A 21,539-nucleotide genomic window follows, 5' to 3' on the forward strand; every position below is an offset into this window, starting at 1 on the left:
GACTGCATGGAGTGAAGACGATGGACAACGAGGAGAAGCTCCGCTACTTCCTCAAGCGGGTCACGGCCGATCTGCAGGACACCCGCCGCCGGCTGCAGGAGGCGCAGGCCACCGAGCCGGTCGCGATCGTCGGCCTCGGCTGCCGGTTCCCGGGCGGCGTCCGCACCCCGGCGCAGCTGTGGGACCTGGTCGAGCGCGGCCGGGACGCGATCTCCGGCTTCCCGGCGGACCGCGGCTGGGAACTCGGCTCGCTGTACGACCCGGACCCGGAGACACCGGGGACGTCGTACGTGCGCGAAGGCGGCTTCCTCGACGGCGTCGCGGACTTCGACGCCGGGTTCTTCGGCATCTCCCCGCGCGAAGCGCTGGCCATGGACCCGCAGCAGCGGCTGCTGCTGGAGACGTCGTGGGAAGCCCTGGAGCACGCCGGGATCCGGCCGCCGTCGCTCAAGGGCAGCCGCACGGGCGTCTTCGTCGGCTCCAACGGCCAGGACTACGGCACCCTCATGCTCGGCTCCGCCGAGGCCCTCGAAGGACACCTGGCGACGAGCAACGCCGCGAGTGTCCTTTCCGGACGCGTCGCGTACGCGTTCGGCCTGGAGGGACCGACGCTCACGGTCGACACGGCGTGCTCGTCGTCGCTGGTCGCGCTGCACCTGGCGGTGCAGGCGCTGCGGCAGGGGGAGTGCGACCTCGCGCTGGCCGGCGGCGTCACCGTGCTGCCGACACCGGGCTCGTTCATCGCGTTCAGCCGCCTGCGCGGCCTGGCCCCCGACGGCCGGTGCAAGGCGTTCGCCGAATCCGCCGACGGCACCTCGTGGGGCGAGGGCAGCGGCGTGGTCGTGGTGGAACGCCTGGCCGACGCGCGCCGCCACGGCCACCCGGTGCTGGCCGTCGTCCGCGGTTCGGCGGTGAATTCGGATGGGGCGTCCAACGGGTTGACCGCGCCGAACGGTCCGTCGCAGCAGCGGGTGATCCGGACCGCGCTGGCCGACGCTCGTTTGTCCACTTCGGACGTCGACGTGGTCGAGGCGCACGGCACCGGAACGACGTTGGGCGATCCGATCGAGGCCCAGGCGCTGCTGGCGACCTACGGCCAGGAGCGGGAAACGCCGCTGTGGCTGGGGTCGGTGAAGTCGAACATCGGCCACACCCAGGCCGCGGCCGGGGTCGCCGGGGTGATCAAGATGGTCATGGCGATGCGGCACGGCGTCCTGCCGCCGACGCTGCACGTCGACGAACCGTCGTCGCGGGTCGACTGGTCGGCGGGGTCGGTGGAGCTGCTGACCGAGCGCCGCGAGTGGCCGTCGGACCGGCCGCGGCGGGCCGCGGTCTCGGCGTTCGGCATGAGCGGCACCAACGTGCACACGATCCTGGAACAGGCCGAAGACGTCCCGGCCGCCGGCCCCGACGAGCCCGGCCGGGTCGTCCCGTGGGTGCTGTCGGCCCGCTCGCCCGAGGCGCTGCGCGCCCAGGCCGCCGCGCTCGCCGGCGTCGCCGGGCCGATCGGCGACGTCGGCCTTTCGCTGGCCTCGACCCGGTCCGCGTTCGACCACCGCGCGGTGGTCGTCGGCGACCGCGACGGGCTCACGGCCGGGCTCGCGGCCCTGGCCGGGGACGTGCCCGCGCCCGCCGTCGTCAAGGGAACGGCCGAGGCGGGCAAGGTCGCGATGGTGTTCCCCGGCCAGGGTTCCCAATGGGCCGGGATGGCCGTGGACCTCCTGGCGGAGTCGCCGGTGTTCGCCGCGCGGATGGCCGGCTGCGCGGATGCCCTGTCGTCCTTTGTGGACTGGACGCTGACCGACGTAATCCGCGACGCCGCGATGCTGGAACGCGTCGACGTCGTGCAGCCCGCGTTGTTCGCGGTGATGGTCTCCCTCGCGGAACTCTGGCGCTCGTACGGCGTCGAGCCCGCCGCGGTCGTCGGGCATTCGCAAGGGGAGATCGCCGCCGCCGTGGTCTCCGGTGCACTGTCCCTTGAGGACGGTGCCCGCGTGGTGGCGTTGCGCAGCCAGGCGATCCTCGCGCTCGCGGGCGGCGGTGGCATGCTCTCGATCGCCGAGCCCGCCGACGCGGTGGCGGCCCGGATCGCGCCCTGGGGCGAGCGGTTGTCGGTCGCCGCGATCAACGGCCCGGCCGCGGTGGTCGTCTCCGGCGCCCCGGACGCGCTCGACGAACTCCTGGCCGCCTGCACCGATGTCCGCGCGAAGCGGGTTCCGGTGGACTACGCCTCCCATTCGCCGCAGGTGGAACGCCTCCGCGACCGCCTCCTCGACGCACTGGCCCCGATCCGCCCGGGCCGGACCACGACCGGGTTCTTCTCGACGGTCACCGGCACCTGGCTCGACGGCCCCGAGCTGGACGCCGGGTACTGGTACGCCAACCTCCGCCGCCCGGTCCGGCTCGACACCGCCGTGGAAGCCCTGGCCGGCCAGGGCTTCCGGACCTTCGTCGAAGCCTCGCCGCACCCCGTGCTGACCATGGCGATCGGCGGCGGCGAGGTGACCGCGCTCGGCTCGCTGCGCCGTGACGACGGCGGCCTCGCCCGCTTCCACACCTCCCTGGCCGACGCCTGGGTGCACGGCGTCGACGTCCGGTGGGACGACGCGTTCCCCGGCGCCTGCCGCACCGAGCTGCCCACCTACGCGTTCCAGCACGAACGCTACTGGCCGCGGCTGGTCTCCGCCGGTGACGCGAGCGGCCTCGGCCTGACGTCGGCGCAGCACCCGCTGCTCGGCGCGGTGGTCGCGCTGGCGGGCTCGGGCGGCGCGGTGCTGACCGGCAAGCTGTCGCTGTCCGGCCTGCCGTGGCTGGCCGACCACCGCGTCGGCGGCGATATCCTGGTGCCGGGCACGGCGTTCGTCGAACTCGCCCTCCGCGCCGGGGACCAGGTCGGCCGCCGGGCCCTCGAAGAGCTGACCCTGGAGACGCCCCTGGTCCTGCCCGCGCAGGGCGGCGTGCACGTCCAGGTTTCGGTGACGGAGGACGGCGAGCTGGCGATCCACTCGCGCCCGGACGAGTTCACCCCGTGGACCCGGCACGCGACCGGCCTCCTGACCGAGGACGCCGGTGGCGCCGAACCACTCGGGACCTGGCCGCCCGCCGGAGCGTCGCGCGCCGAGCTGGCCGGCTTCTACCCGGCGATGGCGGCCACCGGCGTCGACTACGGCCCGGCGTTCCGCGGCCTGCGCGCGGTGTGGACCCGGGGCAGCGATGTCTTCGCCGAGGTCGAGCTGCCCGAAGCCCTGCGCGGGGAGGCGGCCCGGTTCGGGCTGCACCCGGCGTTGCTGGACGCGGCCCTGCACGCGGCCGGGTTCGGCGCGCTGGCGGCGGGGGACGGGCCGAGGCTGCCGTTCGCGTGGAGCGGCGTCTCTCTAGCCGCCTCCGGGGCGACCGTCCTGCGGGTGGCGCTGACACCCGTGTCCGCGGACACCGTCGCGCTGACCTTCGCCGACGAAACCGGTGCCCCGGTCGGCGCGGTCCGGGCGCTCTCGCTGCGCACCCCGGCGAAAACCACCCGTGCCGACGCCCTTTTCGAGGTGACCTGGACCGAGGTGGCCGTCACCGAACTGACCGGCGACTTCGAGGTGTTCCGCGTGCCGGACGGTTCGGTGCGGGAGGTGACCACGGCCGTCCTCGCGCGGCTCCAGGAGTGGCTCGGCGGGCCGGACGGACTGCTCGTGGTGCACACGACCGGCGCGGTTTCGGCCGACGGCGAGGACGTCACCGATCTCGCCGCCGCGGCCGTGACCGGCCTGGTGCGGTCGGCCCAGACCGAGAACCCCGGCCGGTTCGTGCTGCTGGACGCCGGCGAGGTCCCGGCGGAACTGCCGCTCGGCGAACCCCAGCTGGCGTTGCGTTCCGGGACCTGGCGCGCCCCGCGGCTCGCGCGGGCATCCATTGTGGACAACACGCCGGACTGGGGTGACGGCGCGGTGCTGATCACCGGCGCGTCCGGCCTGCTCGGCGGCCTGGTCGCCCGGCACCTGGTCACCGGCCACGGCGTCCGGCGGCTCCTGCTGCTGTCCCGCCGCGAACCCGCGGACCTCGCCCACGAACTCGCCGGGCTGGGCGCCACCGCGACGGCCGTCGCCTGCGACGTCGCCGACCGCGCGCGGCTGGCCGAAGTCCTGGCCGGGCACCACGTGTCGGCGGTCGTCCACGCGGCCGGTGTGCTCGACGACGGCGTCCTCGAATCCCTCACCCCGGACCGGCTGGCGGCGGTCCTGCGGCCCAAGGCCGAGGCGGCGCTCAACCTCCACGAACTCACCACGGACCTCTCCGCGTTCGTCCTGTTCTCCTCCTTCGCGGCCACCACCGGCGGCGCGGGGCAGGCCGGTTACGCCGCCGCGAACGCGTTCCTCGACGCCCTCGCGCAGCACCGCCGCGCCCACGGCCTGCCCGCCGTCGCCCTGGCCTGGGGACTCTGGGCCGAAGCCAGCTCGATGACCGGCCACCTCGCCGACGGCGACCGGCGCCGCATGGCGGGCGCGGGCATGACGCCCCTCGACACCGAGTTCGGCCTGGCGCTGTTCGACCGGGCCGTCGCCGCGGACCGGGCCGTGCTCGCGCCGGTCCGGCTCGAACTCGCGGCGCTGCGCCGTCAGCCGGTGACGCCCACGCTGTTCCACGGCCTGCTTCCGCCGGCCCGGCGGCAGGCGACGGCGGCGGCCGCGCAGACTTCGTTCGCGGACCGGCTGGCCGCGCTCGGCGAGGACGACCGCGTCCGGCAGGTCCTGGACCTCGTCCGCGAGCTGGTCGCGGGGGTGCTCGGGTACGCCTCAGGAGCCGCCGTCGAACCGGCGCGCGCGTTCAAGGAGCTGGGCTTCGACTCCCTGACCGCCCTCGAACTGCGCAACCGCCTCGCGGCCGAGACCGGCCTGCGGCTGCCGGCGACGCTCGTCTTCGACCACCCGACCCCGCAGGCCCTGACCCGGTACGTCGTCGAACGCGGGTCCGGTGCGGCGGCGCCGGTGGTGGTGCGGGAGCGGCGGGTGGACGGCGACCCGATCGTCGTCGTCGGCATCGGCTGCCGCTACCCCGGCGGGGTCCGCGGCCCGGAGGACCTGTGGGACCTCGTCGCCGCCGGCCGCGACGCCGTCGGCGGCCTCCCGGACGACCGCGGCTGGGACGCCGACGCGCTCTACGACCCCGACCCGGACCACCCCGGCACCAGCTACGCCAAGGAAGGCGCGTTCCTCTACGACGCCGCCGACTTCGACGCGGGCTTCTTCGGCATCTCGCCCCGCGAGGCACTGGCCATGGACCCGCAGCAACGGCTGCTGCTGGAGACGTCCTGGGAGGCTCTGGAACGCGCGGGCATCGACCCGGAATCGTTGCGCGGCAGCCGGACCGGCGTCTTCACCGGCGTGATGTACTCCGACTACGCGTCCCGGCCGCTCGCCGTGCCCGAAGGCGTCGAAGGGTTCCTCGGCACCGGCAGCTCGGCGAGCGTGGTGTCCGGCCGCATCGCCTACGCCTTCGGCCTCGAAGGCCCCGCGATCACCGTGGACACGGCGTGTTCGTCGTCGCTGGTGGCGCTGCACCTCGCGTGCCAGGCGCTGCGCCAGGACGAGTGCGACCTCGCGCTGGCGGGCGGTGTGACGGTGCTTTCGACGCCGGGCGTGTTCATCGACTTCAGCCGCCAGCGCGGCCTCGCCGCCGACGGCCGGTGCAAGTCGTTCGCCGACGCGGCCGACGGCACCGGCTGGGGCGAAGGCGCCGGGATCCTCGCCGTGGAACGGCTTTCCGACGCCCGGCGGCTCGGCCACCCGGTGCTCGCGGTGGTCCGCGGCACGGCGGTGAACTCGGACGGCGCGTCCAACGGCCTGACCGCGCCCAACGGGCCGTCGCAGCAGCGGGTGATCCGCGCGGCGCTGGCCGGCGCCGGCCTGGAACCGTCCGAAGTGGACGTCGTGGAGGGCCACGGCACCGGGACGACGCTGGGTGACCCGATCGAAGCGCAGGCGATCCTCGCCACCTACGGCCAGGACCGCACGACGCCGTTGTGGCTCGGCTCGCTCAAGTCGAACATCGGGCACACGCAGGCGGCGGCCGGGGTGGCGGGCGTGATCAAGGTGATCATGGCGATGCGGCACGGCGTGCTGCCGCCGACGCTGCACGTCGACCGGCCGTCGTCCCATGTGGACTGGGCGGCCGGTGCGGTGGAGCTGCTGACCGAGGCGCGGGAGTGGGCCGTGGATCGGCCGCGGCGGGCCGGTGTCTCGTCGTTCGGGGTCAGCGGGACGAACGCGCACGCCATCCTCGAACAGGCGCCTGCCTTGCCGCCGGTCGTGCCCGACCGCGGGGAAACCGGTGTCCTGCCGTGGGTGTTGTCCGGTCGCAGCGAGGCTGCGTTGCGGGCGCAGGCCGACCAGTTGCTGGCGGTGACCGAGCATCCGGCCGACGTCGGATTGTCGCTGGTCTCTTCGCGGAGCCGGTTCGCGCACCGCGCGGTCGTCCACGGCGCCACCGCCGAAGAACTGCGGAGCGGCGTTGCGGCGCTGGCGGAGGGACGTTCCGCGCCGAACGTCGTCACCGGGCGCGAACGGCCCGGCCGCCTTGCGGTGCTGTTCACCGGGCAGGGCGCGCAGCGCGTGGGCATGGGCCGGGAGCTGTACGAGCGGTTCCCGGTGTACGCCTGGGCTTTCGACGAGGTGTGTGCGCACTTCGGCCCGGAGCTGCGGGAGGCGTTCGACGACGCCGAGCTCCTCGGCCGGACCGAGTTCACCCAGCCCGCGTTGTTCGCGGTCGAGGTGGCGTTGTTCCGGCTGGCCGAGTCGTTCGGTGTCCGGCCGGATTTCGTGGCCGGGCACTCGATCGGCGAGATTTCCGCCGCGCACGTGGCCGGGGTGCTGTCGCTCGAGGACGCTTGTCGTCTGGTTTCGGCCCGGGCCTCGCTGATGCAGGCGCTGCCGCCCGGTGGGGCCATGCTCTCGATCGCCGCCGCGGAGTCCGAGATCGAGCTGACCGACGGTGTCTCCGTCGCCGCCGTCAACGGCCCGGCGTCTGTGGTCGTTTCGGGCGAGGAAGCCGCGGTGCTGGAGATCGCGGCGCGGTTCCCGAAGACCAAGCGCCTGAAGGTGAGCCATGCGTTCCACTCGCCGCTGATGGATCCGATGCTGGACGAGTTCCGCGCGGTGGCCGAGACCCTGACGTACCACCCGGCGCGGATACCGGTGCTCTCGAATGTGAGCGGTGCTCTCGCCGAGCCGTTCACCGCGGACTACTGGGTGCGGCACGTGCGCGAGGCCGTCCGGTTCGCCGACGCCGTCCGGACCCTCGAAACCGAGGGGGTGACGACGTTCCTGGAGCTGGGTCCCGACGGCGTGCTCAGCGCGATGACCAGGGAAACCCTGGGCGGGAACTGCGTCGCCGTCCCGGTGTTGCGGCGAGACCGCTCCGAAGAGAGAGCACTGCTCTCGGCGTTGAGCACTGTTCACGCCCACGGCACCGATGTCGGCTGGGCGCCCTTCTTCCCCGGCGCCACCCGGGTCGGCCTGCCCACCTACGCCTTCCAGCGGAGCCGCTACTGGCTGGACATGGTCATGCCCGAGACGGTGGCCCCCGAAGCGAGTGACGCGCCGGAGACCGAGCCGATCACCGGGCGGCTGGCGGACCTCCCGGCCGCCGAGCGCCCCGCGTGGCTCCTCGAGTGGGTCCGGGCGGAAGTCGCGGCGACGCTCGGGCACCCGTCCGCCGACGCGATCGAGCCGGAGTCCGCGTTCACGGACCTGGGCTTCACCTCCCTCGGCGTCGTCGAACTGCGCAACCGGATCAGCGCGGCGACCGGACTGGAGCTGCCCGCCGCGCTGGTCTGGGACTACCCGACGGTCGGCGAACTGGCCGGACACCTCCTCGCCAACGTCCCGCTGGCCCCCGTCGAGGCAGGCGGCTCGCTGGCCACGCTCCTGCGGACGGCCCGGGCCACCGGCCGCACGGACGAGTTCCGGACGTTCCTCGGCACGGCCGCGCAGTTCCTGCCCGCCGCCCCGTGGACGCCCCGGCTCCGGCGGGCGACGACGGGCGCGTCCCGGCCGCTGCTGTTCGCGGTCGGCACCCTCACCGGCTCGACCCGGTGGTGCGAAGACGTCACCGCGCGCTTCGACGGCGTCCGCGAGACATGGCTGCTGCCCGCCCCGGGTTTCGACGGCGAGACCCCGGCCCCGGCCGGCCTGGACGTGCTGGTCGCTACGGCGGCCGAGGCGATCCGCGCCCAGGCGGACGGCGAGCCGTTCGTCGTGCTCGGGGCTGGCTCGGGTGCGCTGCTCGCCGCCGCCGTAGCGGACGCGGCCGGCGCCACCGGCGTGGTGCTGGCCGACCCGGCGGAGGTGGAGTTCGACGAGCTGCCCGAGACGGCGGGCGACGCCGAGCTGATGGCGGTCGGCGCGTACCTGCGGCTGTTCGGCACGCCGGCCGTCGAGCCGCGGGTGCCGGTCCTGGCCCTGAAAACGGGGGAGGACGTGGCGGACGCGGCCCGGCAGATCCACACCTGGCTGGTGGAGGAGCTGCCCGCGGCGTGCCGGTGACCGGGATGATCCGGTGTCATATCTGATGTTTCGTGCATGAAACCTTGACGTTTCGATTGGAAGGAACTTTTACTAACCGGAGGTCCTCCACCTCACCTCCGGGAGCACGCATGTCCTCACTCCGGCGCATCGCGAGCGCGGCCGCCGCGTTCGCGATCGCGGCCAGCGGTCTCGTCCTGGGTGCGCCCACGGCGTCGGCCCTCGAAAACGGCCTGCTGCGCACACCGCCGATGGGCTTCAACAACTGGAACTCGACGCAGTGCCGCGCCGAGTTCAACGAGGCGATGATCAAGGGCATCGCGGACATCTTCGTCAGCAAGGGCCTGAAGGACGCGGGCTACACCTACGTCAACATCGACGACTGCTGGGCGCTGCCGTCGCGCAACTCGGCGGGCGACCTGGTGCCCGACCCGGCCCGCTTTCCCAACGGGATCAAGGCGCTCGCCGACTACGTGCACTCGAAGGGCCTGAAGTTCGGCATCTACACCAGCGCCGGCACGAAGACCTGCAACAAGGCCGGGTTCCCCGGTGCGCTGAACCACGAGCAGCAGGACGCGAACCTGTTCGCCTCCTGGGGTGTCGACTACCTGAAGTACGACAACTGCAACAACCAGGGCGTCGACGCCCAGCAGCGCTACAAGGCGATGCGGGACGCGCTCGCGAAGTCCGGCCGCGCGATCGCGTACTCGATCTGCGAGTGGGGCCAGAACCAGCCCTGGACGTGGGCCGCGCCGGTCGGGAACCTGTGGCGCACCACCGGTGACATCTCCGACAAGTGGTCGAGCATGATCTCCAAGGCCCAGACCAACCGCGGCCTCGCCCAGTACGCGGGGCCGGGCCACTGGAACGACCCGGACATGCTGGAGGTCGGCAACGGCGGCATGACGGCGGCGGAGTACCGCACGCACTTCAGCCTGTGGGCGATGATGGCGGCGCCGCTGCTGATCGGCAGCGATCTGCGCAAGGTGTCGGACGACAACTTCGCCATCCTCAAAAACACCGACGTCATCGCGCTCGACCAGGACCCGCTGGGCAAGCAGGCGGCGGTGCTGAGCGCGAACGCGGGCCTGGTGGTGTACAGCAAGGTGCTGTCGAACGGCGACCGCGCGGTGGCGCTGTCCAACGAAACGGCGGCCACGGCGACGATCAGCACCACGGCATCCGCGACCGGCATCGGCAGCGCGTCGTCGTACACGCTGAAAGACCTGTGGAGCAAGGCAACCCGGACGACCACGGGCGCGATCAGCGCGTCGGTGCCCTCGCACGCGACGGTGTTGTACCGCGTGTCCCGCGCGGGCGGCGCGACGCGCTACGAAGCCGAGTCCGCTTCCCTGTCGGCGGGCGGCACGGTGGATTCGAACCACGCGGGCTTCTCCGGTACCGGCTTCGCGAACGGCGCCAACGCCGTCGGCAGCTACGTCGAGTGGCAGGTGACGGGCCCGGCGTCGGCGTTGACGTTCGGGTACGCGAACGGCACCACGGCGGACCGCCCGGTGGACATCTCGATCGACGGAACGGTGGCCGCCGCCGGCGTGCCGTTCCCGGCGACCGGCGCGTGGACGACGTGGAGCACGGTGAGCCGTCCGCTCGCCTTGCCGGCGGGCACGCACAAGGTCCGCGTGACCGCGACGACGGCGGACGGCCCGGCGAACCTGGACTACCTGGACGTTTCCCCGTAGGCGTCCCGCGGCGGCGGGGCGGGCGGCGGGAAGCCGCCCACCCCGCGCTGGTTCAGCAGTGGGCGTTGCCCCACGAGTCCCACTTGGCGTAGCGGGTGTTCCCGCCCACCGACTGCATGTACAGGACCACGTTTTCGTCGTCCTGCAGCTCCACTTCCTTCCAGTCCCAGTGGCCAGGGCAGTTCCACGTGTTCGTCGACCAGTACGGGTCGCCTTCGTCGTCGTACAGCACGAAGTTGCCGTCGTGCTGCAAGGTGGCCGAGCCGGCCGGTACGCCGTACGTGTTCGTCGACCAGATCGCCGTTCCGTAGCCCTGACCCTGGATCCAGCGGTACTGCACGAGGTTGCCGTCGCCCTGGTAGGCGAGGGTCAGCTGCTCGTACCGGCCGTCGACCCAGTGCCAGGGGGTCTCCAGGAAACTGTCCGGGGACATGCAGTCGCCCGCGTAGAGGAACCTCTTGCCCACGCGCCCGTGCAGGAAGCCCAAGCACTCCACCAGGATGCCCGCGCCCGCGGCGGACGCGGGCGGTGCCGCCAGGGACAACGTCAACGCCGACACCAGCAGCGCGAGGCGAACCCCGAAGAACGATTTCACGGTGCTACCCCCTTGACCGGGGAGCGTGGGGTACGCCCCCTCGGCGCCGAACGCTACTGCCGCCGCCTGCCCGCACCGGGTACTCCGGCCTCGCCGCCCACCGGCGCCGCTACCTGCGGCAACTACCCGCGTCCGGCAAGAAGACGGCGATCGGAACGGCAATTCTGCCGCTCCAGCCAGGCCGCCAGCGTCTCCGCCAGGGCCGCCGGCTGCTCCTCCGGCGTGTGGTGGCCCGCCCGCTCCGGCCGCCGCACCACCTCCAGGGACGCGAATTCCGCGACGCACCAGTCGATCATCGACGGCGTCAGCATCGTGTCCGCGCCCGGCTCGAACGTCACCAGCAGCTGGGGAACGTCGGCGGAGGAGGCCAGCCAGCGGCCGAACGCCTCGATCCGCGCCACCACCTCCGGCGGCTCGCCGTCCAGGGGCAGCGAGCGGGCGAACTGCAGCAGCGGGCGGGTGAACGTCGTCGCGTACTCCGGCGGGAGCCCGGAAAGGAACCCGGCCGGAAGCTCGTCCGCGGCCTTGATCGCGCGGAACACCGCCGCGCCCGCCGGCGGGAATTCCGCCCACGTCATCGGCTTCAGCACCGCTTCCGTGAACGCCAGGCCGCGGACCCGCGACGGGTGGCGGGACGCCCAGTCCGCCGCCAGGGCGCCGCCCCAGTCGTGGCCGATCAGGACCACGTCGTCCAGGCCGAGCGCGTCGAACCACTCGTCGAGGTAATGCGCGTGGTCGTCGAAGGTGTAGGCGATGTTCGGCCTGGGCGAGCCGCCCATGCCGATCAGGTCCGGGGCCAGCACGCGGCCGGGCAGGACCGGCATCACGGTGCGCCACAGGTAAGACGACGTCGGATTGCCGTGCAGGAGCACCACCGGCGACCCGGTGCCGGACGAACGGAAGGCCAGGGTCGTCACTTGAAGGCCCCCGCGAACCGCGACGCCCACTCCGCGAACGAGCGCGGCGGCCTGCCCAGCACCCGCGAGACGTCCGGGCTCACCTGCTGTTCGGCGGCCGTCGGCGAGCCCAGGATGTCGAGGGTCGCGTCCGCCACGTGCGGCGGCATGAACCCCAGGAGGGCCGCGCGGGCTTCCTCCCGCGTCCGCGGCACGAACCGCACCGGCTCACCCACCGCTTCGCCGATCGCGGCCGCCTGATCGCGCGGGGACACCGCGGCCGCGCCCGTCAGCTCGTAGGTCCTGCCCTCGTGCGCCGGGTCCACCAAGGCCGCGGCCGCCACCGAAGCGATGTCTTCCGGATCGATCACCGGCAACGCGACATCGCCGAAGGGCGCGGCCACCTCACGCGCCGAACGCACGCTTTCCGCCCACTGAAAGGCGTTCGACGCGAACCCCGCCGGCCGCAGCACTGTCCACTTCAGACCAGACGCCTGCACTGCTTCTTCGTAGGCCGCCGGGTGCCGTCCCGTTCCGACGCCTTGCGAGGACAGCAGGACCACCCGCTCGACACCGTCCGCGCGTGCCAGCACCGGCTCCAGCGGGCCTGCGAAGCCCGGCGGCACCATCAAGAACACCGACGACGCTCCCGAGAAGTCCAATGACGACAGATCTCCCTGCCGCACAACGACTCCCGGGGGAGCCGCGGTGATCCGGCGGGACACCGCCGTCACCTGTTCACCCGCCGCGGACAGCATCCGCACCAGCGGTTCTCCGACGTTTCCCGTCGCTCCCACAACCATGATCATGGGATTGATGCTACATTCCGCCGTATAGTAGGTACCTAGAGGAAAGTAATGGCTGGAGGCGGCAAAGTGACCGAGACCACACTCGAGCAGGCCTGCCCGATCGCCCCGGTGGTGGACATCGTGTTCAGCCGCTGGACGACCCCGATCCTGTGGGCCCTGCACGAGTACGGCCGCCAGCGGTTCGTCGAGCTGCAGCGCCGCATCACGACGATCACGCCGAAGGTCCTGACCCAGCGCCTGCGGCAGCTGGAGCGCGACGGCCTGGTGGTGCGGACGTACCACGCCGAGGTGCCGCCGCGGGTGGAGTACGAGATCAGCGAGCTGGGCCGCAGCCTCGGGCCGTTGTTCGCGTCCCTGTCCGAGTGGTCGGCCAACCTGGAGAGGGTCGACGCGGCCCGGCGCAGCTACGACGAACGCAGCTCGGCCAGGTAGCCCGCGGCTACCGTTTGACGCGGGCGCGGATCGCCAAGGCCGCGAGGGCGAGGAGCACCGGCCCGAAGAACCGCGCGACCATGACCACCCAGGTGCCCGCCGTGGTGAGTTTCTGACCGGCGTCCCGGAACACGACGGCACCGAGGGCGATGCGAGTGGCGTCGCCGGCCCGGCTCCAGGTCCACCGTTGCCCGGCGGGCGGCAGCTGAGCGGGGAGATCGACGGTAGTCGTCACCGTCCGGCCCGGGGCCGTGGTCGTCGTCGACTGCGCGGCCGGACCGGGGCCGGGTAGTCCGAACCCGATCAGCAGGGCGGTGGCGACGGCTATCAGGAGCAGGAGTGCCGCCAGCGCTCTTGAGGCGCGCTGACCGTATCCGGAGACCAGCCAGTAGGTCCACAGGATGGTTTTTTCGACGCGGGAAGCGGTGCTGCCGTGGCGTCGCGCTTCTTGTTCGCCGTAGTAGAAGTCACCGGCTCCGGCTTCGTTCTTTCCGTCTTCCAGGGCTTTTCTGAGTGAGCGGTAGACCGCTGCCAGGCGTTCGGCGCTCACCTCATCGGGCGGGAAGCCACGCCCGTCCCAGGGGGCGGAATTCTGCCACCCGGCTTGCGGCCGGCGTTCGGCGCGCCAGAGATGTTCTTCGAAAAGCACCTGCCGTGAGGTGCGCCATCTGCCGGCCGGGGGCTTCCGGAACGGGCTCAAGCCGTCGATGCGGAGTTTGTCGAGGTGGTGTGCGCCCGCGAACCGGCACCACTGGAGGTCGACGTCGGAGAGTGCCAGCTCGCTGACATCAGTGCTGCGCAGGGACATCAGCACCGGCCGGTGATCGATATACGGGTGGTAGTCGTCGACCGAGAAGCCGGTGGAGGACGTGGAGAGTGAAGAGGCGGAACCGAAGAACGCCTCGGCGAGGTCCACGCGGCTGCGCCTGACGCGGAGCTCGGCTCCGCCGGTGAACCGCGTGCCGACGCACGACAGGTATGTCGGCGCTGCCTCGATGGCCACGGGGTTCTTGAACGTCGCCCGATTCATGCTGACGCGGTCGCCCCGCAGCGGTCCCAATCGCTGGAGATCTTCGAATGTCGCGTTGTCGAAGCTGAGGCGAGTGGCTTCGACGTCGCCGAAATGTGCGCCCTTGACGAAAGTTGCTTCCGCGAAGGTTGCGCTCGTGAACTTTGTGTCGCCGAAGTGGATGTCTCGGGTGAAAACCGCTCCTGTGAAATCGCCATGCTCGATTTTCGACTCGTCGAAGTAGGTGTGGTCTTTGAATGTTACGTCGAAGAACTGAGTGAAGCCGGGGAAGGTGGAGTTGTTGAAGTATACCCTGCCCTCGAACGCTGTTCCGTTGAAGATCACGTCATCGGTGAACGCGATCTTGTTGAAGTAGGTGTTTCCCAGGAATCTTGCGTCGGTAAAGTCGGCTTCTCTGGCGAAGGCCAATTCGTCGTCGGTGCCGAAAAAATGGACGTCGCCCAGGAATGTCGCGCCAGCGAGGTAAAGTCTCCTGGTGGATGAAGTGCCGTCGAAGTAGGTGTTGCCCGCGAAGGCGGTGCCGATGCAGTAGAGGTCGCCCTCGTTGGCGTTGGTCCACCGGATATGGGTGTCGCCGGTGAACGTCCCGGCCGACACGTTGATCTCCTGGCGCGTTCCTGCCGCTTGGCCGCCCTCGGAGGTGGCGGTCAGGTTGGTGACGACACGTTCCAGATAAGCCTCGGCGAGCGGTCTCCGGCGGGAAGCTCTGTCCCCGTCCCGGCTGAGCTGTTCGATGTGTCCCTCGAGCTCGGCGCGGGTCAGGTGTCGCAGGCAGCGGTCCATCCCGCGAACCCGGACCCCGGCACACCGCTCGTCCGGAGCGGAGTGCTCGACGCAGGGTTCCCAGCCGCCCTTGATCACCATGCCCCCAGGGGCCCGCCTGGGCGGCGGGCGCTGCCTTGGCCGGGGACAGCGTCCCTGGCCAAGCTGAGTCGGGATGACAGGATTTGAACCTGCGACCCTCCGCTCCCAAAGCGGATGCGCTACCAAGCTGCGCCACATCCCGGCACACCCCCAGGGGGGTGTGTGATCAGCCTAGCGGGTCACGCTAAGCTAGCGACGCACCCGGGTACCTCCGGGGGCAACGCGGGTGTAGCTCAATGGTAGAGCCCTAGTCTTCCAAACTAGCTACGCGGGTTCGATTCCCGTCACCCGCTCCGAGGCCGGCCGAGCCTGCCGGGTCGGCGTCGCGCGTCGAAGCGGCGTCGGCCTCCAGCTTCGCCGCTATCACGTCCAGCAGCTTGTCCGTGTCCACCGGCTTCGTGATGTAGTCGTCCGCGCCGCTCGCCAACGTGCGGGCTCGGTCCTCGGCCGTGGCCTTGGCTGTGACCGCGATCACCGGCAGGTCCGCGTTCGCCGCCTCCGCCCTGATTGCTGCGATCGTGGCGTTGCCGTCCAGTTCCGGCATCATCACGTCCATCAGGACCAGCGCCGTGTCCTCGTTGCGCTCCAGGGCCCGGATTCCGTCCACGCCCGTCTCCGCGTAGATCACGTCCAGGCCCGCCTGCTCCAGGACCGCCGCCAGCGCGAACACGTTCCGCAGGTCGTCGTCGACGATCAGGACCTTCTCGCCGTGGAAGCGCTTCGGGGTGACGTCCGGGGCGGCCACCAGGACCGTGCTCGGCACCGGCGGCAGGCGGGGTGAGGACAACGCCGTCAGGGCCGGGTCCACCAGGTTGGCCGCCGCCACCGGCAGGTACAGCGTGAACGTCGAGCCCACGCCCGGCTCGCTCACCACCCGGAGTTCGCCGCCCAGGAGCTCCGTCAGCTGCTGGCTGATGTTCAGCCCCAGGCCCGTACCGCCGTACTTGCGGCTCGTCGTGCCGTCCGCCTGGCGGAACGCCTCGAAGATGAGCGCCAGCTTCTCCTCCGGGATGCCGATGCCCGTGTCCTCCACCGCGAACGCGATGATGCCCGGCGCGTTCCGCAGCGCCTCCTGCTCCACCTCCGCCGGGTCCGCCGCGCGGATGTGCAGGCGGACGCCGCCCTCGTCGGTGAACTTCGCCGCGTTCGACAGCAGGTTCCGGAGGATCTGCTGCAGGCGGTGCTCGTCCGTGTGGACGCTGCCCGGCACCGGCGGGTCGATGTGGACCGCGAACTCCAGGCCCTTGTCCGCCGTCAGCGGGCGGCACAGGGACTCGACGTAGTCCACCAGCTCCGGCAGCGTGATGTCGGACATCTGCATGTCCAGCCGGCCCGCCTCGACCTTCGCCAGGTCGAGGATGTCGTTGATCAGCTGCTGCAGGTCCGACCCCGCCGCGTAGATCGTCTTCGCGAACTGGATCTGCTTCTCCGTCAGGTTCCCTTCCGGGTTCTCCGACAGCAGCTTCGCCAGGATCAACGCGCTGTTCAGCGGCGTCCGCAGCTCGTGCGACATGTTCGCCATGAACTCGGTCTTGTACTGCGACGCCACCGTCAGCTGCCCGGCGCGCTCCTCCAGCTCCTGGCGGGCCTGCTCGATCTCGCTGTTCTTGACCTCGATGTCGCGGTTCTGCTGGGCCAGCAGCGCCGCCTTCTCGGCCAGCTCGGTGTTGGACCGCCGCAGCTCGCCCTGCTGGGCCTGCAGCTGCTCCGACCGGGCCCGCAGCTCCTGCGCCAGCCGCTGCGACTCGGTCAGCAGCGCCTCGGTCCGCGAGTTCGACAGGATCGTGTTCACGTTGACGCCGATCGTGTGCCGCAGCTGCTCCAGCAGGTCCTGGTGGACCGTGCTGAACTCGTTCACCGACGCCAGCTCCAGCACCCCGAGCACCTCGCCCTGGAACAGCACCGGCAGCACGATCAGGTTCACCGGTGCCGCCGAGCCGAGGCCGGACGAGACCAGCGCGTACTCCGGCGGGGCGTTGTGGACCAGGATCGTGCGCTGGTCGACGGCGGCCTGGCCGATCAGCGACTCGCCCATCGCGAACCGCAGGCCCGCGCGGGACTGCGCCAGCCCGTACGCGGCGATGCACTCCAGCACCGTGCCGTCGCGGTCGTCGTCGCGGGCCAGGAAGAACGCGCCCTGCTGGGCCCGCACCAGCGGGGCCAGCTCGGACAGGATCAGCGCCGCCACCGAGGCCAGGTCGCGGTGGCCCTGCATCCGGCCCGACAGCTGCGCGAGGTTCGTCTTCAGCCAGTCCTGCTCGCGGTTGGTCCTCGTCGTCTCCTTGAGGTTCGCGATCATCTGGTTGATGTTGTCCTTGAGGTCGGCCAGCTCGCCGTTCGCCTCGACGGTGATGTGCCGGGTCAGGTCGCCCGCGGTCACCGCCGTCGCGACCTGGCCGATCGCGCGCACCTGGGTGGTCAGGTTCCCGGCCAGCCGGTTCACGCTCTCGGTGAGCCGCTGCCAGGTGCCCGACACGCCGTCGACCTCGGCCTGGCCGCCCAGCTTGCCCTCGGTGCCGACCTCGCGCGCGACGCGCGTGACCTCGGAGGCGAACGCCGAGAGCTGGTCGACCATCGTGTTCATCGTGGTCTTGAGTTCCAGGATCTCGCCGCGGGCGTCGACGTCGATCTTCTTCGTCAGGTCGCCCTTCGCGACCGCGGTGGTCACCTGCGAGATGTTGCGGACCTGGCTGGTCAGGTTGTGCGCCATGAAGTTGACGTTCTCGGTCAGGTCCTTCCACGTCCCGGCGACACCGGGCACGCGCGCCTGACCGCCGAGGATGCCTTCGGTGCCGACCTCGCGGGCGACGCGGGTGACCTCGTCGGCGAACGCGCGCAGCGTCTCGACCATCCCGTTCAGCGTCTCGGCCAGCGCCGCGACCTCGCCCTGGGCCTCGATCCGGATCTTCTTCGACAGGTCGCCATTGGCCACCGCGCTCGCCACGGTGGCGATGTTGCGCACCTGGTCGGTCAGGTTGTCGGCCATGACGTTGACGTTGTCGGTCAGGTCCTTCCACGTGCCCGCGACGCCGCGCACGCGCGCCTGGCCACCGAGGATGCCCTCGGTACCGACCTCGCGTGCCACTCGGGTGACCTCGTCCGCGAACGCGGACAGCTGGTCCACCATCGTGTTCAGCGTCGTCTTGAGCTCGAGGATCTCGCCGCGGGCGTCGACGGTGATCTTCTGGGTCAGGTCGCCCTGCGCGACCGCCGCCGTCACCTGGGCGATGTTCCGGACCTGGTCGGTCAGGTTGTTCGCCATCGAGTTGACGTTGTCGGTCAGGTCCTTCCACGTCCCGGCGACGCCGGGGACGGTGGCCTGGCCGCCGAGCTTGCCCTCGGTGCCCACCTCGCGCGCCACCCGGGTGACTTCGTCGGCGAACGCGGACAGCTGGTCCACCATCGTGTTCAGCGTGTTCTTGAGTTCCAGGATCTCGCCGCGGGCGTCCACCGCGATCTTCTGGGTCAGGTCGCCGCGCGCGACCGCCGTCGCGACCTGGGCGATGTTGCGCACCTGGGTGGTCAGGTTGTTCGCCATGAAGTTCACCGACCCGGTGAGGTCACGCCAGGTGCCGGCGACCCCGGGGACCTGCGCCTGGCCGCCCAGCTGACCCTCCGTGCCCACCTCGCGCGCCACCCGGGTGACTTCGTCGGCGAACGCGGACAGCTGGTCCACCATGGTGTTCATGGTCGTCTTGAGCTCGAGGATCTCGCCGCGGGCGTCGACGGTGATCTTCTGGGTCAGGTCGCCCTTCGCCACCGCCGTGGTGACGTGCGAGATGTTCCGGACCTGGTCGGTCAGGTTGTCGGCCATCCCGTTGACCGAGTCGGTCAGGCTGCGCCACGTCCCCGCCGCGCCGGCCACCTCGGCCTGCCCGCCCAGCTTGCCCTCGCTGCCGACCTCGCGCGCCACCCGGGTGACTTCGCCGGCGAACGCCGAGAGCTGGTCGACCATCGTGTTCAGCGTGTTCTTCAGCTGCAGGATCTCGCCGCGGGCGTCGACGTCGATCTTCTTCGTCAGGTCGCCGTTGGCCACCGCGGTCGCCACCTGCGAGATCCCGCGGACCTGGTCGGTGAGGTTGTCGGCCATCAGGTTGACCGAGTCGGTCAGGTCGCGCCAGGTGCCGGCGACGCCGGGGACCTGGGCCTGGCCGCCGAGCTTGCCGTCCGAGCCGACCTCGCGGGAGACGCGGGTGACCTCGTCGGCGAACGCCGAGAGCTGGTCGACCATCGTGTTGATGGTGTTCTTGAGCTCGAGGATCTCGCCGCGGGCGTCGACGTTGATCTTCTGGGTCAGGTCGCCGCGGGCGACCGCGGTGGTGACCTGGGCGATGTTGCGGACCTGCTCGGTGAGGTTGTCGGCCATGAAGTTGACCGAGTCGGTCAGGTCGCGCCAGGTGCCCGACACGCCCGGGACGACGGCCTGGCCGCCGAGACGTCCCTCACCCGCGATCTCGCGGGAGAGCCTCGTCACTTCGGCGGCGAAGCGCGACAGCTGCGCGATGAGTCCGTTGACCGTCTTCGCCAGCGTGGCGTACGCGCCCTGCAGCGGGCGCCCGTCGAGGGTCAGCGTCATCGGCTGGGACAGGTCGCCGTCGGCGACCCCGCCGAGCACGCGCTCCAGCTCGATCGCCGGCCGGGTGAGGTCCTCGACCAGGCCGTTCACCGCGTCGACGGCGGTGGTCCAGCCACCCGGGCCGACCTGGCCTTCGAGCCGCTCGCTGAGCCTGCCCTCCTGGCCGACGGCCGCGCGGACCCGCAGCAGCTCGCTGACCAGCCGCTGGTTGCGCTCGGCGATGTCGTTGAACGCGACGGCGAGCTGCGCCGAGATGCCGTCGCCGTGCGGCACGAGCCGCCGCCGGAAGTTGCCGTCCCCCAGATCCCGCACCGCCACGAGCACCCGCTCCAGCGCGGCCGCTTCGCTCTGGGATTCCGTTGTCATGTGTGCCGACCCTCTCCACCACGCATGCGCCAGCCATGGTCGTCGACCCAGCGTGCCATGCTTCGCCCTACACTTCGAGCCAGCCCGCCCGCTCACGCGGTAGCCGTGCGACAGCAGTCCGGAGGCAGGAGGTCCGTGCATGGTGTCACGTCCGGCCCCGGCCTCGACGGCCCTGCCGCCGATGCCCGGTGACGGCGGGCCGCCTGGCATCGACGCCTTCGCGCGGGCGGCCCTCGAAGACGTCCGCGACGCGGTGTTCCTGCAGGACACCGCGGGTGTGGTGCGCTGGGCGAACCCGGCGGCGCGGGCGCTGGCCGGCGACGCCGGGCCGCAGCTGCATTCGTCGACGGAAATGTCAGGCCACGTCGAACTGGCCGGACACCGGCGTCCGGCGCGGATCCGGGCCCTGCCCGGCGGCTGGCACGCCTGGACCGTCTCCGCGGAGGACGTCCCGCAGCGGCACGTCGGCGAGTTCCTGGCCGAGGCCGGGCCCCGGCTGGCCGCCGCGCGCGGACGGCACGGCACCGCGCGGGTGATCGCCGAGCTGGCCGCGTCCGCGCTGGCCGAGACCGTGTTCGTGCTGCTGCCGACCACCCGCGGCCGGTGGGAGTGGTGGAGCTGCGAGCGCCCCGCCGCGCCGGGCCACGGCCGGATCCGGCGGGTCCCCGCGCAGACCGCGCCGGTGCTGGCGGCGACGTTCGGCGCCGCCGGGCCGCCCCGGCCGGCCCCGCTGCCCGCGGCCGAGGTCGCCACCCTGCCGTCGGTCGTCGCCGACCGGTTCGCCGGGCACGCCGACGTCTCGGTCGTCTCGCTCGGGCCGAGCGCGAGCGCGGGCGTCACCGGCGCGCTGCTGCTGGGCCGCCGCGGCGACCCGGAGTTCGGCGCCGAGCAGGCGCGCGCCGTGGCGGAGTTCGCGCACGCGGCCGGCACGGCGCTCGCCAACGCCCAGCGCTACGCCCGCCAGGAGGAGGCGACCCGCGGCCTGGAGACGACGCTGCGCCCGCTCGACCCGCCGGAGCTCGACGGGGCCCGGTTCGAAACCTGGTACGAGCCGGCGGGCGGGGTCCTCGCGGTCGGCGGCGACTTCTTCGACGTCCTGCCCCACGACGACGGCAGCGCGTTCCTGGTGCTCGGCGACGTCTGCGGCAAGGGCCCGGAGGCCGCCGCGCTCACCGGCCGGGTCCGGCACGCGCTGACCGCGCTCGCCATGGTCGAACGCGACGGCCGCACGCTGCTGCGCCTGCTCAATGAACTGCTCATCGCCGGCGGCAGCAGCCGGTTCGCCACCTTGGTGCTCGGCACGGCCCGGCCGTCGGACGGCGGTGTCGGCCTGACGCTGGCCTCGGGCGGCCACCCGGCGCCGCTGATCGTCCGGCGCTCGGGCGTGGTCGAAGAGGTCACGGTGCCGGGCACGCTGGTCGGCATCTCGCCGCAGGCCCGGTTCGCCGAGGCCGAGGTGCGGCTGGAGCGCGGCGACGTCTGCCTGCTGTACACCGACGGCATCACCGAGGCCCGCAACCGCCACGACCCGACGGAACTCTTCGGAGACGACCGGTTGCGCGCTGTGCTCGCGGCGGCGGCGGGGGAGCCTGCTCGTGAGGTCGTGCGGCGGCTGCGTCAGGCGGTGCGGGACTGGCTCGGCAACTCGGCACATGACGATATCGCTGTGCTCGCCATCGAATGTGAAGACTGATTGCACTGTCCATTGAGGACTTGGTTTGACCCATGGGTGAGGGGGTAATTACCCCGGTGCATTCAGTTTTT

Annotated in this window: 9 protein-coding genes and 2 tRNA genes; 5 read left to right on the forward strand and 6 right to left on the reverse strand. The window is 71.8% G+C overall.

Annotation, left to right across the window (positions count from 1 at the left end):
* The first annotated feature begins 11 nt into the window (after positions 1-11).
* Together OO60_RS08375 and OO60_RS08380 are read left to right on the forward strand one after the other, a co-directional pair.
* On the forward strand, positions 12-8,528 hold the full coding sequence (locus OO60_RS08375; RefSeq protein ID WP_425304645.1) for an SDR family NAD(P)-dependent oxidoreductase: 8,517 nt from the start codon (positions 12-14) through the stop codon (positions 8,526-8,528).
* A 110-nt stretch (positions 8,529-8,638) separates the two neighbouring features.
* Complete coding sequence (locus OO60_RS08380; RefSeq protein WP_003089065.1) at positions 8,639-10,207, forward strand: carbohydrate-binding protein; 1,569 nt, start codon at positions 8,639-8,641, stop codon at positions 10,205-10,207.
* 52 nt (positions 10,208-10,259) lie between these two features.
* Here the strand turns inward: OO60_RS08380 and OO60_RS44940 are convergent, their stop codons facing one another.
* The 3 genes from OO60_RS44940 to OO60_RS08395 form a co-directional block, all read right to left on the reverse strand.
* Positions 10,260-10,802 carry a Peptidase S53 propeptide gene (locus OO60_RS44940; RefSeq protein ID WP_003089063.1) on the reverse strand — a complete coding sequence of 181 codons (543 nt, stop codon included), beginning with the start codon at positions 10,800-10,802 and terminating at the stop codon, positions 10,260-10,262.
* Between the two features lie 122 nt (positions 10,803-10,924).
* Positions 10,925-11,719 carry an alpha/beta fold hydrolase gene (locus tag OO60_RS08390; RefSeq protein WP_003089062.1) on the reverse strand — a complete coding sequence of 265 codons (795 nt, stop codon included), beginning with the start codon at positions 11,717-11,719 and terminating at the stop codon, positions 10,925-10,927.
* Entirely contained in the window at positions 11,716-12,507 is a 792-nt protein-coding gene (locus tag OO60_RS08395; RefSeq protein ID WP_033261140.1) for a Rossmann-fold NAD(P)-binding domain-containing protein, read from the reverse strand. Before OO60_RS08395 ends, OO60_RS08390 begins: the two co-directional genes overlap by 4 nt.
* A 48-nt stretch (positions 12,508-12,555) precedes the next feature.
* On the opposite strand from OO60_RS08395, the gene OO60_RS08400 reads away from it, so the two are divergent.
* Complete coding sequence (locus OO60_RS08400) at positions 12,556-12,939, forward strand: winged helix-turn-helix transcriptional regulator (protein WP_003089060.1); 384 nt, start codon at positions 12,556-12,558, stop codon at positions 12,937-12,939.
* A gap of 7 nt (positions 12,940-12,946) precedes the next feature.
* On the opposite strand, the gene OO60_RS44945 is transcribed toward OO60_RS08400, so the two are convergent.
* Complete coding sequence (locus OO60_RS44945; RefSeq protein ID WP_156081298.1) at positions 12,947-14,833, reverse strand: pentapeptide repeat-containing protein; 1,887 nt, start codon at positions 14,831-14,833, stop codon at positions 12,947-12,949.
* A 68-nt stretch (positions 14,834-14,901) separates the two neighbouring features.
* Positions 14,902-14,975: transfer RNA gene (locus OO60_RS08410), tRNA-Pro, on the reverse strand.
* A gap of 80 nt (positions 14,976-15,055) precedes the next feature.
* Here OO60_RS08410 and OO60_RS08415 point away from each other — a divergent pair.
* Positions 15,056-15,126, forward strand: a tRNA-Gly gene (locus tag OO60_RS08415).
* Here the strand turns inward: OO60_RS08415 and OO60_RS44950 are convergent.
* The gene (locus OO60_RS44950) at positions 15,081-19,775 is read right to left on the reverse strand and encodes a HAMP domain-containing protein (protein ID WP_051767663.1); all 4,695 of its coding nucleotides are present in this window, start codon (positions 19,773-19,775) and stop codon (positions 15,081-15,083) included. The genes OO60_RS08415 and OO60_RS44950 overlap by 46 nt on opposite strands.
* A 139-nt stretch (positions 19,776-19,914) precedes the next feature.
* Here OO60_RS44950 and OO60_RS08440 point away from each other — a divergent pair, with 139 nt between their 5' ends.
* Positions 19,915-21,468 carry a SpoIIE family protein phosphatase gene (locus OO60_RS08440; protein ID WP_033261146.1) on the forward strand — a complete coding sequence of 518 codons (1,554 nt, stop codon included), beginning with the start codon at positions 19,915-19,917 and terminating at the stop codon, positions 21,466-21,468.
* Positions 21,469-21,539 lie beyond the last annotated feature (71 nt).

It is taken from the genome of Amycolatopsis vancoresmycina (genome assembly GCF_000716785.1).
GTDB lineage: Bacteria > Actinomycetota > Actinomycetes > Mycobacteriales > Pseudonocardiaceae > Amycolatopsis > Amycolatopsis vancoresmycina.